The sequence below is a fragment of the Rhizobacter sp. genome, from assembly GCF_031412075.1.
Lineage (GTDB): Bacteria > Pseudomonadota > Gammaproteobacteria > Burkholderiales > Burkholderiaceae_C > Rhizobacter.
This window is the reverse complement of sequence record NZ_JANOCG010000328.1, coordinates 1-14,437: the sequence shown is the minus strand read 5'-3', so window position 1 is coordinate 14,437 and position 14,437 is coordinate 1. Positions and strand designations below refer to the sequence as shown.

Here is a 14,437-nt window from a genome sequence, read left to right as displayed (position 1 = left end):
TTGCACTGGTCGGCGCGCTCGGTGCGCTCCATGTCACGCAGCAGCGCGTTCATCTCGTCCATGTTCAGCTGGCGGTTGGCACGGACCGCGCCGTGGCAGGCCATGGTCGAGAGAATTTCGTGCTGCGCGCGCTGGATCACGCTGCTGGCGTCGTACTGCGCCAGCTCGGCCAGCACGCTGCGAGCGAGCTCCACCACGTCGCCACCGGCCAGCGCGGCCGGCCGCGAGCGCACCGCCAGGGTGGTCACCGACAGAACCGACACGTCAAGCCCCAGCGTCAGCAGGTTGTCGGCCTGAGACTGCGCGGTGGCAATCTCCTGCGCCGTGGCCGCAAAGGTGGCCGGGATCAGCAAGGGTTGCGTCTCGATCGCGGCGGCACCGAGGCTGGCCTTCAGCCGTTCGTAGACGATGCGCTCGTGCGCCGCATGCATGTCGACGATCACCAGGCCCTGCGCGTTTTCCGCCAGCACGAACACGCCACCGACCTGTGCAATCGCCTTGCCCAAAGGCCAGTCACCGCTCGGTAAAGCGGCGGATTGAGCCACAGGCGTGGCCCATGCGGCGGGTGCTTCCTGTGCATACAGCACGGCCACCTGTTCCAGGCCCAGCGTGGCCTGGGATGTGATGGGGCGGTAGCTCGGCGGGTAAAACTGCGACGCAGCAGGCGCGGCCGCCGCCATGACGGGCATCGGCACATTCGCTCCCGCAGCCTGCGGCGGCGCCAACCCGGCCTCCACCGCCCGCCGCACGGCCTGGTGCACCTCGCGGGAATCACGAAAACGCACCTCGATCTTGGTCGGGTGCACGTTCACATCGACCCGCTCCGGCGCGATCTCGATGAAGAGCACATAGGCCGGCTGGCGCCCGCCGTGCAACACGTCTACATAGGCCGAGCGCACGCCGTGGGCGATCAGCTTGTCGCGCACGAAGCGCCCGTTGACATACACATACTGCTGGTCGGCGCGGCTGCGCGCTGCGGCCGGCGTGCCGGCGCGGCCGGTCACACGCAGCGGGCCGATCTCGAACGTCACTTCGCGGCTTTCGCCGATGAACTCTTCGCCCAGCACCTCACGCACCCGTTGGGCTGATGCCGAGCGCCGCCATTGCTGCACCAGCTTGCCTTCGTGCCAGACGGCAAAGCCCACATCGGGCCGCACCAGCGCATGGCGGCGCACGGCCTCGATGCAATGCGCGAGCTCGGTCGCGTCGGTCTTCAGAAACTTGCGCCGGGCCGGTGTGGCAAAAAACAGCTCGCGCACTTCGACACTCGTGCCCACGCCCCGCGCGGCCGGCACCAGCTCGCCCGAGCGGGCATCGATGCGCAGCGCATGCGGCGCGCTCGCAGTGCGGCTGGCCATGCTCAGCTCGGCCACCGAGCCGATGGCTGCCAGCGCTTCACCGCGAAACCCCATGGTGGCCACGTTTTCCAGCTCGCCCAGCGAGGCGATCTTGCTGGTGGCGTGGCGGCGCAGTGCCAGCGGCAACTCGTCGGCCGGGATGCCTGCGCCATCGTCTTCGACCACGATGCTGCGCACGCCGCCGGCCATCAGCTTGACCACCACCTCGGTCGCGCCGGCATCGAGCGCGTTGTCGACCAGCTCGCGCACCACCGAGGCCGGGCGCTCCACCACCTCGCCGGCGGCGATCTGGCTGATCAGCTCGTCGGGCAGCTCACGGATGGGTCGGCGGAGGGCTGGCTGCGGCACGGCGTTCATCGAAGCATTGTATGAATGCGTCACGGTCTCGCCGCGATAATGCCGCCGCATGGACATCATCGCTTTCCTCCTCGATTTCATCCTGCATGTCGACGTGCACCTGGCCACCTTCGTGGCGAATTACGGTACCTGGGTCTACGCGCTCTTGTTCCTAATCATCTTCGTCGAGACCGGCGTCGTGGTGATGCCCTTCCTGCCGGGTGACTCGCTGTTGTTCGTGGTCGGCGCCCTGTGCGGCGCAGGGCTGATGAACTTCCCGCTGGCGGTGGGCTTGCTCACCGTGGCCGCCATCCTCGGCGACCAGTGCAACTACAGCATCGGCCGCTATTTCGGGCCCAAGGTGTTCCAGTGGGAGAACTCGCGCTTCTTCAACCGCCGTGCGTTCGACCAGTCCCATGCCTTCTACGAAAAGCACGGCGGAATCACCATCATCGCGGCCCGCTTCCTGCCATTTCTGCGCACCTTCGTGCCCTTCGTGGCCGGGGTGGCCGAGATGACACGCAGCCGCTTCACGCTTTTCAACATCGTCGGTGCGGCGCTGTGGGTCGGCGGGGTCACGTTGGCCGGCTACCTGTTTGGCAACATCCCGTGGGTCAAGCAACACTTGGACAAGATCATCTGGGCCGCGATCTTCCTGCCCGGGGTGCTGGTGCTCTTCGGCGCCTGGAAGGCGCGGCGCAACGCGCTCAAAGCTGCCGCTGCCGCGCCAGCGGCGGGTTCTTCGCAAAGTAACGCTTGATGCCCGAGGCGAGCGCGTCCACCAGCTGCTCGCGGTAGGCGTCGCTGCGCAGCTTGGCCTCTTCTTCGGGGTTGGAGATGAAGGCTGTCTCGACCAGGATCGAGGGCACGTCGGGCGCCTTCAGCACGGCAAACCCCGCCTGCTCGACGCTGCCCTTGTGCAGGTAGCCCACCTTGCGGATCTGCCCCAGCACCTCGCCGCCGAGCATCAAGCTGTCTTTGATCTGCGCGGTGGTGCTCATGTCGAGCAGGGCCCTGGCCACTGCTGCGTCTTTCACCTTGATGTTGACGCCGCCCACCAGGTCGGCGGCGTTTTCGCGGTTGGCCATCCAGCGCGCGGCGCTGCTGCTGGCCCCGTTTTGCGACAAGGCAAACACCGAGGCGCCGCGCGCCTGCGGCTTGAAAAAAGCGTCGGCGTGGATCGACACGAACAGGTCGGCCTGCACCCGACGCGCCTTGCGCACGCGCTCTTGCAAGGGCACGAAGAAGTCAGCGTCGCGCGTGAGCATGGCGCGCATGCCGGGCACGGCGTTGATGCGGTCGCGCAGCTTGAGCGCCACCGAGAGCACCACGTCTTTTTCGCGCAGGCCGGTGGGGCCGATGGCACCCGGGTCTTCGCCGCCATGGCCGGGGTCGATGGCCACGATGACGAGCCGGTCGATGCGGGCCTGGGTCATCGGTGGTGCCGATGCCGCAGCGGCCGGTGCCGGGGTTGAGATCGGCGGCGGCGGCGTGCCCACGGGTTTGTTCATCTTGCCGATGAATTCGCCCAGGGCGTCTTGCACCGCCTGGGCCGCTTGCTGCTCGGCCTGGCTCTTGTCCTGGATCAGCGTGAGCAGCGGATCGCGCTCTTTGATCGGGTGCAGGTCGAACACCAATCGGTGCTGATAAGCAGCCACCGGCGCCAGCGTGAAAAGCTGTGGCGCAGTCGCCTGCTTGAGATCGATCACCAGGCGCACCACACGCGGCATGTTCTGGCCCACACGCACGCCGGCGATAAAGGGGTCGTCGGGTTTCACCTTGCCGACCAGCTCGCGCAACTCGGGGCTCAGCTCCAGGCCGTCGATGTCGATCACGAGCCGCGCCGGGCTCGAGAGCAACGAGTGTTTGACCGATAACGCGGTGTCGGACTCGAGCGTGACCCGCGTGTATTCGTCGGCCGGCCACACTCGCACGGCCACGATACTGGCGCCGAAGGCCAACTCGCTGCTGCCCAACAGCAGCACGACGCTGCCTATTTGACGCAAGGCGTCACGCCGATTCAAGGCAGCAACTCCAGGCCACGGGGGGTCAAGGCTTCGAAACTCACGCGCCGTTGGTCTCCATCGAGCGGCGTGAGTTCCATGCGCAAGTCAGGCACCGGCAACAAACCCGCGGCCAGCTCGGGCCACTCGGCGAGCTTCAGGCCGGTGCTCGCAAACACGTCGCGAAAGCCAGCATCTTCAAACTCTTGCGGGTCTTTGAAGCGATAGAAGTCGAAGTGCCAGATTTCGAGATCGGGCACCGCATACGACTCCATCACTGCGTAGGTCGGGCTCTTGATGCGTCCTTGCACACCCAGCGCCTGCAACAGGTGGCGCACGAACGTCGTCTTGCCCGAACCCAGCGTGCCGTGCAGCTCGATGAAGGCTTCGCGAAGCGCCGGCCTTTGCGCCAGCGCTTGCGCGGTGGCGCAACAAGCGGCTTCGTCTGCCCAGTGCACGGTGCGAGTTCCTAGAATCGACAAATGACCGACGCTCTCAAGTTGGGTGGTGAAAGCCTGATCGCGCTGGTGTCACAACTGCGCGAATGGGCCACGGCGCTCGGATTTTCCCAGATCGGTGTGGCCGATGTGGATTTGTCTTCGGCCGAACCCGGCCTGTTGGCATGGCTCCACAACGGCTTTCACGGCGACATGGTTTACATGGCCCGGCACGGCATCAAGCGCGCCCGCCCCGCCGAGCTGGTGCCCGGCACGGTGCGCGTGATCACGGCGCGCATGGACTACCTGCCGCGCAACACACCCGACGAATGGCAGGCCGTCGAATGGCAACACATCCACACGCCCGCCGAGGCCAGCGTGTCGGTCTACGCCCGGGGGCGCGACTATCACAAGGTATTGCGCAGCCGCCTGCAAAAGCTGGCCGAGCGTCTGAGTGAGGCCGTCGGCCCCTTCGGCCACCGTGTGTTCACCGACTCGGCGCCGGTGCTCGAGGTCGAGCTCGCCTCGCGCAGCGGCATCGGCTGGCGCGGCAAGCACACGCTCGCGCTGCACCGCGATGCGGGGTCGATGTTTTTTCTGGGGGAGATTTACATCGACCTGCCGCTGCCAGTGTCAGAGCCGGTCAGCTCGCATTGCGGCAGCTGCAGCGCCTGCATCGACGTGTGCCCCACGCAGGCCATCGTCGGCCCCTACCGGGTGGACGCGCGGCGCTGCATCTCCTACCTGACCATCGAACACGAGGGCCCTATTCCCACCGAATTGCGCGCGCCCATGGGCAACCGCATCTATGGGTGTGACGACTGCCAGCTGGTGTGCCCGTGGAACAAGTACGCCCAACGCAGCACCCTGCCCGACTTCGACCCGCGCGCTTCCCTCACCCAGGCCAGCCTGCTGCAGCTGTGGAGCTGGTCAGAAAGCGACTTCCTGCGCCACACCGAAGGCGGGCCGATCCGTCGTATCGGCTATCAACGCTGGCGGCGCAACCTGGCCGTCGGTTTAGGCAACGCCTTGCGGGCGCAACCCGATGTTCTGATGACGCAGGCATTGCAATCGGCCCGAGACAGCGCGAGCGATCTGGTGCGCGAGCACATCGATTGGGCCCTGGCCCAGGGCTGAATCACACGGGCAAAGCCGACAACACCCCCAGCCACAGCGGGATGCTGAACATGCCAATCACGGTCGAGAGTGTCACCAGCCCGGCCACATAAGGCGCATCACCCCCCATGCGTGCCGCCAGCACATAGGCGCTTGACGCGGTCGGCATGGCCGCAAACAGCAACACCATCTGGTGCTGCGCACTCGGCAACGCAAGCGCCAGGCCGAGACCGAGGCCGATCGCCGGCAAGACCGCATGCCGGATGATCAACAAGGCCGCCGCCAAACCAGGCGCACGCTTCAGCCCACCGAGCTTCAGCCCCGCACCTACCGCGAGCAAGCCGATGGGCAAGGCCGCCACGCCGATCCGATGCAAGGTGGTCGCCACGGCCTCGGGGAAGCTCACACCTGCAGCATTGGCCGCGAGCCCGGCCAGGGTGCTGATGATGAGAGGGTTGCGCGCCAGCTCGCGCAGGTACGCATGGCCCCCGTGACGGGCCAGCGACCACACAGCCGCCACGTTGGCGATGGGCACGCACAAGGCCACGATCAGCGCCATCCAGGCCACACCTTGCGCTCCGCCCAGCCGCTCCGACAAAGCCAGTGCAATGTAGGAATTGAAGCGAAACGCCACCTGGGCGCCCGAGGCGTGCATGCCCGCGTCGACGCCCGGCCAGAGCCGCAGTGAGAACGCCAGCGCCACGCCACACAACATCACACCCACACCGGCGCCAGCCAGGCTCATGGTTTGTGTCGGCTGCAGCGGGCTGTTGACGATGGAGTTGAACAGCAGCACCGGGAACAGCAGGTAGTACACCAGGCGTTCGGCGCTTTCCCACAGCGGCCGGTCGAGCGCCGTGTAGCGGCACAGCAAGAAGCCGCAGGCAATCAGCAGAAAATCGGGCAGCAGCAGCAGGCCAAGGGACATGGGCCGAGTGTGCCAGCGCAAGGGATGGGCTCATCGGTGGTCGCTGCGTAGTTTCCACAGTCGCCAAGGCATGGTTCAGCGTGCAGCATGCACTTTGAACCTCGCATCACTTTTCAGGAGCCTCCATGCAACGCAGAACCCTCATCGCCAGCGCCCTTGTGTTGTCGGCCGCAGCTCCTTGCGTGTGGGCACAGGCCTACCCCAACAAGCCGGTGCGGCTCGTGGTGCCCTTCGCACCCGGCGGCACCACCGACATCGTGGCCCGTGTGCTGGCCGAGAAGATCAACGGCCCGCTCGGGCAGACCATGATCGTCGAGAACAAGGCCGGCGGCGGCGGCTCGATCGGCGCCAACGAGATCGCCAAGGCGGCCCCGGATGGCTACTCGCTCGGCATGGCCACCGTCTCCACGACGGCCGCCAACCCGGCCATCAACCCGAAGATCCCGTACAACACGCTGACCGACTTCACGCCCATCATCAACGTGGCGGCCACGCCCAATGTGATTGCGGTGCACCCGAGCTTTCCGGCGCGCGACTACAAGGGCTTTCTCGCCGAGCTGAAAAAGAACCCCGGCAAGTACTCGTTTGCCAGCTCCGGCACCGGCGGCATCGGCCATTTGCAGATGGAACTCTTCAAGAACCTGTCGGGCACCTTCGTCACCCACATTCCCTACCGCGGCGCGGGCCCGGCACTCAACGACACCGTGGCCGGCCAGGTGCCGATGATCTTTGACAACATGCCCTCGGCCCTGCCCTTCATCAAGGACGGCCGCCTGATCGCCATCGTCGTGGCCGCACCCAACCGGCTTGCGGCCTTGCCCAATGTGCCCACCTTCAAGGAAGTGGGGCTGGAGCCTGTGAACCGCATGGCCTACTACGGCATCCTCGGCCCCAAGGGCCTGCCGAAAGACGTGGTCGACAAGATCCACGCCGCCGTGAAGAAGACCGTTGAAGACCCCGCCGTGAAAAAGCGCATCGAAGACACCGGCTCGCTGATCGTGGCCAACACACCCGAGCAGTTCGCCGAGCAGATCAAGGCCGAGTTCGAGGTCTACAAGAAGGTCGTGGCGCAACAGAAACTGCAGCTGGATTGATGACAGCCCCCCAGTCGCTGCGCTCCTGCCCCCAAGGGGCGACCCCATAGGCCCGGGAGACCCGGGGTTCGGGTGGCTCGATCACGCTACGCTGCGCTCGCTCTTGCGGTGCAATCATTCCTCATGATCGAGCCAGAACTGACCACCAGCCAGCAGTCCATCGATCGCTTCATCGACGCGCTGTGGATTGAAGACGGCCTCTCGGCCAACACCCTGGCCGCTTACCGGCGCGACCTGACGCTCTACGCGCAGTGGCTGGCCCACAGCGCGAACAAGTCGCTCAACCACAGCACCGAGGCCGACCTGCGCGAGCACGCCATCGCGCAGCATGCCGCCACCAAGGCCACCACGGCCAACCGCCGGCTCACGGTGTTCAAGCGCTACTTTCGCTGGGCGCTGCGCGAGCACCTGCTACAAGCCGACCCCACCCTCAAGCTCCTGAGCGCCAAACAGCCGCTGCGTGTACCCAAAACGCTGAGCGAAGCGCAGGTCGAGACCCTTCTCAACGCGCCCGACACCGACACCCCGCTCGGCCTGCGCGACCGCACCATGCTCGAGCTGATGTACGCCAGCGGGCTGCGGGTGAGCGAACTGGTCACGCTCAAGAGCGTGCACCTGAGCCTGGCCGACGGCGTGCTGCGCGTCACGGGCAAAGGTGCCAAGGAGCGCCTGGTGCCGTTTGGAGAAGAGGCCCACGCCTGGCTGACGCGCTACCTGGCCGAGGCACGCGCGACCATCTTGCACGGCCAGGCGAGCGATGCGCTTTTCGTCACCGGGCGCGGCGGCGCGATGACGCGGCAGATGTTCTGGCAGATCATCAAGAAGCAGGCCTTGCAGGGCGGCGTGACGGTGCCGCTGTCGCCCCACACGCTGCGCCATGCGTTTGCCACCCATCTGCTGAACCACGGCGCCGACCTGCGCGCCGTGCAGATGCTGCTCGGCCACGCCGACATCTCCACCACCACCATCTACACCCACGTGGCGCGCGAGCGGCTGAAGTCGTTGCACGCAACGCATCACCCGCGGGGGTAGCAGGAGCCAGGGTGCGGTCGTTTTGGACGCAGGGAACGCAAAGGTCGCGAAGAAGAGAAATCTTCCAAATTGATCTTCTGAATTCTTTGCGTTCTTTGCGTCTTCCTTCGCGCCCTTTGCGTCCAAACCAGCGGTGCCCAAGCTCCCATGTTCCAATCCGAGCTTGCTACCGAGACGACCCATGGCCACGCTGAAATTGAAGAAGCCCGCCGGCCCTGCCAAAACCGACCGAGCGCCCGTTCGTGGCGCTGGCTCAGGCGTGAAAAAGCGCCCCACGCTGGCCGAGGCCCAGACCCTGAGAGCTGAGCGCGAAGCGCGCTACCAGGAGCAGCTGCGCCAGCGTTTTGGTGACAAACCGCCGGCCGGCTTTGCCCGCCGTGATGAACCCAGCGCGCCTCGGCCACCTCGCCGCGATGAGCGCAGCCCCGCCCCGGGCCCGCGCCGGGATGATTCACGCCGTGTCACCCGCAGCGACCCGCGCGGCCCCGCCAACGCCCCCTACAACGGCCCCCGCGACGATGGGCGCGGCGCACAACAGCAGCAGCGTGACCCGCGCGACGTTCAGCAACGCCCACCCCACCGCCCGCAGCCGCATCCTGCGCGCTCTAGCCCCAACACGGCTTTTGGCGGCGGCCCGAACAAGGCCTTCGGCCCGCGCCGCAACGCGCCGATGCGCCCGCAGCGCGACGACGATGACGACGACTTTGCGCAGCACGCCGAAAAGCCCGGCAGCATGCGCCTGTCCAAGCGCATGAGCGAGCTGGGCATTGCCTCGCGCCGCGAAGCCGATGAGTGGATTCCCAAGGGCTGGGTGCGTGTCGACGGCAAGGTCATCACCGAGCTCGGTTCGCGCGTCATGCCCGGCCAGCTCATCAGCATCGAGGCCAAGGCCCGCGATGCGCAGGCGCAGAAGGTCACCATCCTGATCAACAAGCCGGTGGGCTACGTGAGCGGGCAGGCCGAAGACGGCTACGAGCCTGCCTCGGTGCTGATCACGCCGCAAAACCAGTGGCGCGAAGACCGCTCGGGCTTTCGCTTCTTGCACAGCCACATGCGCGGCCTCGCGCCCGCCGGCCGGCTCGACATCGACTCCGTCGGCCTGCTGGTGCTCACCCAAGACGGCCGCATCGCCAAGCAGCTGATCGGCGAAGACAGCGAGGTCGAGAAGGAATACCTGGTGCGCGTGAACACGCTCGACGGCCAGGCCCTGCCCGACGATCAACTCGCCCTGCTCAACCACGGCCTGGAGCTCGACGGCGAAGCGCTGCGCCCGGCCGTGGTGGAGTGGGTCAACGACGACCAGCTGCGCTTCGTGCTGCGCGAAGGCAAGAAGCGGCAGATCCGCCGCATGTGCGAGCAGGTGGGCCTGAAGGTGCTGGGCTTGAAGCGCGTGCGCATCGGCAATGTGATGCTGGGCGACCTGCCGGCGGGGCAGTGGCGCTACCTGCGCGGCGACGAACGTTTCGCCGAGCCCGTCACAGCCACGGCCACCTGAACCTGCTGGGTTCCAGCGGCGGCCTGATGTAAAAACGCCGCATGCAAAACACTGCCTGGTATTCACAGTTCGCCAAGTCCGCCGCGCATTTTTGCGGCCGGCCCCGCGTGTTCACCCTGGCCGTGGCGGTGATCGTGGTGTGGCTGGTCACGGGGCCGCTGTTCGGCTTCAGTGACACCTGGCAGCTGGTCATCAACACCGGCACCACGATCGTCACCTTTCTGATGGTGTTCCTGATCCAGAACACACAGAACCGCGACACCGAGGCCATCCAGGTCAAGCTCGACGAGTTGATTCGTGCCACCCGGGGTGCGCACAACGCCTTGCTCGACCTGGAAGAGCTTGAAGAGGAAACGCTCGACGCCTTCAAGCGCAAATACCAGGCGCTGGCGGCCGCAGCGCGCCTCGCCATCGAACAGGGTGCACAAGACACCGGAACGCCCGAGCCCTGAGCGGACGGGCCACTTCGCTCGCGGTGCGCAGGTCGCTCGAACTGGCAGCCCTTCGCCGCACTTCGTATCTGCCTGTAAGCCCCTCACTTGGGAAAACCCGCAGCAAAAAGTGTGAGATTCCCCCGCAAATGGGGGGTTGCGCGACGAATCTGTCCATGAATTCCGCAACAAACAGACACGCCGCAACACCTCGATTGAGCCGCTAATGCACACCTGTCCAAGCAGGCGAGGAACGTGTCATGAAGCGCAGAAATCTGGTGTGGGGTGGTCTGGTCGGTGGTGTTGCAACGGGCTTCCCGGGCCTGGTGATGGCGCAGCCCAGTGTCATCAAGTTCGGCCAATCGGCGGCCATGACGGGCGCTGATGCCGACCACGGCCGAGACATCCGCGCGGGCATCGTGGCCGCCTTCGAGGCCGCCTCCAAGACGGGCAGCACACGCTTCGAGCTGATCACGCTCGACGACGCCGGTTCAACCGAGCGTTGTGCCCAAAACGTGGGGGCGCTGTTGAATTCCAACGTCTCTGCGCTGATCGGCCTCACCAGCGGCGCAGGTGCCGAAGCCGCCATGACCGCCATCGACCAGAGCCAGATGCCGCTTTTGGGCACCGCCAGCGGCACCATGGGCCTTCGCAACGACAAGCTGAGCTCGGCGTATCACGTGCGCGCCGGCTACGACCTCGAGTTCAAGCGCATGGTGGCCTATGCGAAGGAGCGCGCCTTGCTGCGCGTGGGCCTGGTCTACCAGCAAGAAACCACCTCGCCCAATCTCGCCGCCATGACCGGCGCGCTTGCGGCTGCGGGCATCTCGCCCAAGGAAGCGATTGCGATCGAGCAGACGCCCGCATCGTTCCAGGCCGCAGCCGACAAGCTGAGCGCCGGCAACCTCGACTGCGTGCTGTTCGTGGCGAATGCGGCTCCGGTGGCCGCCATCATCGACCACCTGCACGCCGCCAAGTACCGCGGCCTGTTCTATGCGTCGTCGATGGCCGGCCAAGACCTCATCGACACCCTGGCGGCCAAGAAGCAGAGCGCCATCCTGAGCGTGGTGGTGCCGCGCCCTTCGTCGATGGGCTTGCCCGTGGTCAGCCGCTGCCAGGCCGACCTGGTGGCGCTGAACACCGGCGCCAAGATGAGCGTGACCACCCTCGAGGGCTACATCAGCGGGCGTATCGCCGTGGAAGCGGCGCGCAAGGCGCTGAGCGTGGCCAGCGTCACCAAGCGCAGCATGAAAGACGCCTTGAGCACCCTGCGCGCCGACCTGGGCGGCTACACGGTGCAGTTCACGCCGGGCAGCACGCAGGGCTCGAAGTATGTGGAGCTGGTGGCGATCGACCGCTACGGCCGACTGGTGGCCTGAGCCAGCAGCTCGTGCGCCCGAGCACCCCAGCTCGGGTCGTTCAACGCGCGCTGCGCGGCGGTGATGGCGGCCTCGCGCTCGCCCAGCTCGAGCAGCACCGTGGCGAGGTTGACCCAGGCCGCGCCGCTGCCGTGCTGCTCGGCCGCAGCGCGGAACACCTGCGCGGCGCGGCGCTTGTCGCCATTCGCATGGGCCGCGTTGCCCAGACCGATGGCCAACGGCAGTGGGTCGGGCCAGCGTCGGGTGGCGCTTTCGTAGATTCGCAGAGCCTGCGCCGGCGTGGCGCTGCGCTCGAAGCCGATCGCCGCCTCGACCACCGCATCAGCCTGCGCCGTTACCGGCCAGCCGCCGGGCGGCAACGCGACGAAGGCCCAGAAGCCCGAGCGCGCCCAGGTGTGCTCGAAGGTGCGCAGCGGCATCGTGGTGCGCCGCGTGCTGCCCGAGCGCAGCAGCACTGCGTCGGCATCGAGGTCGTAACCCACGACCACCGCGTAGTGCCAAAGCGGCACCCAACTCAAGCCCAGGTTCTGCAACACCACCACCACATGGCCTGCGGCCAGCTCGCGCAACACCGCTTCGAGCCGGCCGGGAATGACGGTCGCGACCCCGCCCTGCCGCCGCGCACCGGCCAGCATCTCGGCCTGCAGGCTGCCGCCACGCGCGGGCAAGAACACCTGCTCGCCCAAGATGACTGGCGAGGCGTTCACCCCCACCGCACCCAAGGCGGTGGCGAGCGCAGCCGGCCCGCATTGGTACTCGGTTTGCGCGAAGAACGGGGTGTCGGCGAGCTCCACGCTGCGCGGCAAGCCGGCTGGCGGCGCGGCGTGCAGCGCTGCCGTCTGAACGGCGCAGCCCGACACACAGGCCAGCCACAACGCCAGCAGCGCTCGCCACATCACCGCGCGCTCAACGGTTGGATTTGATGAAAGGGAAGATGCGTGTGTAGCCGAAGATGTCGGTGAAGACCAGCACCACGAACACCAGGATCAGCGTGCCGATCAGCTCACCGGCGCCGGCCGGCGCCTTGTCGATCTCTGCGGCGAGCTGTGCGGCTTCGGCATCGCTCAGCGCGGCCACACGCAGACGCGCCTGGTCGACGCTCACGCCGCGCGCCACCAACCCGGCCGCCACATCGGCGCGCTCGAGCGTGGCGAGCAGCCGGGCACGGTCATCGGTGGCGCTGCGCAGGCCAACGCTTGCCGCCACCTGTTCCGCGCTGATCAAGCCACCGGCCTGCGCGGTGGGGGCGACACCGCCAAAACCGATGCACGCGGCCACAAAGGTCGCGATGCAACGCCGGGTTCTTGTCATGGACTGCTCCTGCACGGGCTTGAAAAAGGTCGATCATCCTAGCAATCACCCGGTGAACCCCACTCGTGGCAAGCTGTTCATCACCCCACCCCTAAATTTCACACATGACCGCCATCTGGAAACAACCCGCCTCGGTGGAGCTGCTCACCGCCATTCACGTCAACACCACGGTGGCCGTGCTCGGCATCGAGTTCCTCGAAGTGGGGGACGATTTCATCCGCGCGCGCTGCCCGGTCGATGCACGCACCAAGCAGCCCGCGGGCATCCTGCATGGCGGCGTGTCGGTGGTGCTGGCCGAAACGCTGGGCTCGTGCGGCGCCGCGTTCGCCTCACCCGCCGGCCACCGCGCCGTGGGGCTGGACATCAACGCCAACCACATCCGCAGCGCAAGCGACGGCTGGGTGGAAGGCATCGCCAAGCCCGTTCACCTGGGTCGCACCACGCATGTGTGGCAGATCGATATCCGCAACGAAAAGGGCCAGCTCACCTGTGTGTCGCGCATCACCATGGCCATCCTCGTGCCAGCGGCCTGAAGATGAATCCGTCCTGGACGCTGGTTCAGCGCCACCGCGACCCACACGGCACCTTCACTCCCCCACCTGCATGACCGCTACTGCTTTCAACTACCTCTGCCTCGCCGGCCCCACGGCCTCGGGCAAAACGGCCGCCGCACTCGCCATCGCCGAAGCGCTGGCGGCCACCACGCCGGTCGAGATCATCAGCGTCGACTCGGCCCTGGTGTACCGCGGCATGGACATCGGCACCGCCAAGCCCAGCGCCGAAGAGCGCGCGAAGGTGCCACACCACCTGATCGACATCATCGAGCCGAGCGAGGCCTACTCGGCCGCGCGCTTCGTGACCGATGCCACCGCCCTCATCGGCGAGATCAACGCGCGTGGCCATGTACCTCTGCTGGTGGGCGGCACCATGCTGTACTTCAAGGCGCTGTTCGAAGGGCTCGACGCCATGCCCGCCGCTGACCGCGCCGTGCGTGCGGCTTTGAGCGAGCAGCTCGAACGCGAGGGCCTCCCAGCGCTCTACCGCGAGCTGAAACGGGTCGACCCCCTCACCGCCGCGCGCCTTAAGCCGGCAGACCACCAGCGCATCCAGCGTGCGCTGGAGGTCTACCGCGTGAGCGGCCAGCCGATGTCGTCGTTCCACAGCGAGAAGCCGCAGCAAGCCACAGCGCCGCTGATCTCGCTCGAACCGAGCGACCGCGCCTGGCTGCACCAGCGCATCGAAACACGCTTTCACCAGATGCTGGCGCAGGGCCTGGTCGAAGAAGTGGTCAAACTCGAAGCGCGCGGCGACCTCGACGCCGACATGCCCTCGATGCGCTGCGTGGGTTACCGCCAGACCTGGGAGGCCTTGGTCGCGGGCGACCAGAGCGAGCTGCCCGAGCGCGGCGTGGCCGCCACGCGCCAGCTCGCCAAGCGCCAGATCACCTGGCTGCGCAGCATGCCCCGGCGCCGGGTTATCGCCTGTGATGGCCAGCAACTCCGGCACCGGCTGCAGGC

General features: G+C 66.8%; 15 protein-coding genes. 9 read left to right on the top strand and 6 right to left on the bottom strand.

The features are described 5' to 3' along the window. On the bottom strand, nt 1-1,715 hold a 1,715-nt coding region (gene mutL / locus RMO40_RS11950; RefSeq protein ID WP_309721131.1), incomplete at its 3' end, for a DNA mismatch repair endonuclease MutL. A gap of 49 nt (nt 1,716-1,764) precedes the next feature. Here mutL and RMO40_RS11945 point away from each other — a divergent pair. Then, the gene (locus tag RMO40_RS11945) at nt 1,765-2,454 is read left to right on the top strand and encodes a DedA family protein (RefSeq protein ID WP_309721128.1); all 690 of its coding nucleotides are present in this window, start codon (nt 1,765-1,767) and stop codon (nt 2,452-2,454) included. Here the strand turns inward: RMO40_RS11945 and RMO40_RS11940 are convergent. Continuing rightward, nucleotides 2,402-3,718: an N-acetylmuramoyl-L-alanine amidase gene (locus RMO40_RS11940; protein WP_309721125.1), complete on the bottom strand. Its 1,317-nt coding sequence runs from the start codon at nt 3,716-3,718 to the stop codon at nt 2,402-2,404. The two genes, RMO40_RS11945 and RMO40_RS11940, sit on opposite strands and share 53 nt — an antisense overlap. Next, the gene (gene tsaE / locus RMO40_RS11935; protein WP_309721121.1) at nt 3,715-4,155 is read right to left on the bottom strand and encodes a tRNA (adenosine(37)-N6)-threonylcarbamoyltransferase complex ATPase subunit type 1 TsaE; all 441 of its coding nucleotides are present in this window, start codon (nt 4,153-4,155) and stop codon (nt 3,715-3,717) included. Before tsaE ends, RMO40_RS11940 begins: the two co-directional genes overlap by 4 nt. 24 nt (nt 4,156-4,179) lie before the next feature. Between tsaE and queG the strand changes: the two genes are divergently transcribed. Beyond that, a complete protein-coding gene (queG, locus tag RMO40_RS11930) occupies nt 4,180-5,271 on the top strand; it encodes a tRNA epoxyqueuosine(34) reductase QueG (RefSeq protein WP_309721118.1) in 1,092 nt (363 codons plus the stop codon). Between the two features lies 1 nt (nt 5,272). Here the strand turns inward: queG and RMO40_RS11925 are convergent, their stop codons facing one another. Continuing rightward, entirely contained in the window at nt 5,273-6,178 is a 906-nt protein-coding gene (locus RMO40_RS11925) for an AEC family transporter (protein ID WP_309721116.1), read from the bottom strand. 125 nt (nt 6,179-6,303) lie between these two features. Between RMO40_RS11925 and RMO40_RS11920 the strand changes: the two genes are divergently transcribed. The 5 genes from RMO40_RS11920 (at nt 6,304) to RMO40_RS11900 (ending at nt 11,609) form a co-directional block, all read left to right on the top strand. Next, complete coding sequence (locus RMO40_RS11920; RefSeq protein WP_309721113.1) at nt 6,304-7,272, top strand: tripartite tricarboxylate transporter substrate-binding protein; 969 nt, start codon at nt 6,304-6,306, stop codon at nt 7,270-7,272. 123 nt (nt 7,273-7,395) lie between these two features. Then, entirely contained in the window at nt 7,396-8,304 is a 909-nt protein-coding gene (gene xerD, locus RMO40_RS11915) for a site-specific tyrosine recombinase XerD (protein ID WP_309721110.1), read from the top strand. A gap of 181 nt (nt 8,305-8,485) precedes the next feature. Continuing rightward, entirely contained in the window at nt 8,486-9,799 is a 1,314-nt protein-coding gene (locus RMO40_RS11910; protein WP_309721107.1) for a pseudouridine synthase, read from the top strand. 41 nt (nt 9,800-9,840) lie between these two features. Further along, entirely contained in the window at nt 9,841-10,251 is a 411-nt protein-coding gene (locus tag RMO40_RS11905) for a low affinity iron permease family protein (RefSeq protein WP_309721104.1), read from the top strand. Between the two features lie 239 nt (nt 10,252-10,490). Further along, nucleotides 10,491-11,609 carry an ABC transporter substrate-binding protein gene (locus RMO40_RS11900; protein WP_309721101.1) on the top strand — a complete coding sequence of 373 codons (1,119 nt, stop codon included), beginning with the start codon at nt 10,491-10,493 and terminating at the stop codon, nt 11,607-11,609. On the opposite strand, the gene RMO40_RS11895 is transcribed toward RMO40_RS11900, so the two are convergent. Continuing rightward, nucleotides 11,588-12,505: a PA2778 family cysteine peptidase gene (locus RMO40_RS11895; RefSeq protein ID WP_309721098.1), complete on the bottom strand. Its 918-nt coding sequence runs from the start codon at nt 12,503-12,505 to the stop codon at nt 11,588-11,590. The genes RMO40_RS11900 and RMO40_RS11895 overlap by 22 nt on opposite strands. 10 nt (nt 12,506-12,515) lie before the next feature. Next, on the bottom strand, nt 12,516-12,920 hold the full coding sequence (locus RMO40_RS11890) for a PA2779 family protein (protein WP_309721096.1): 405 nt from the start codon (nt 12,918-12,920) through the stop codon (nt 12,516-12,518). A gap of 104 nt (nt 12,921-13,024) precedes the next feature. On the opposite strand from RMO40_RS11890, the gene RMO40_RS11885 reads away from it, so the two are divergent. Continuing rightward, entirely contained in the window at nt 13,025-13,453 is a 429-nt protein-coding gene (locus tag RMO40_RS11885) for a hotdog fold thioesterase (RefSeq protein ID WP_309721093.1), read from the top strand. Between the two features lie 70 nt (nt 13,454-13,523). Then, nucleotides 13,524-14,437, top strand: a 914-nt coding sequence (miaA, locus tag RMO40_RS11880; RefSeq protein ID WP_309721090.1) for a tRNA (adenosine(37)-N6)-dimethylallyltransferase MiaA, incomplete at its 3' end; no start/stop codon positions are given.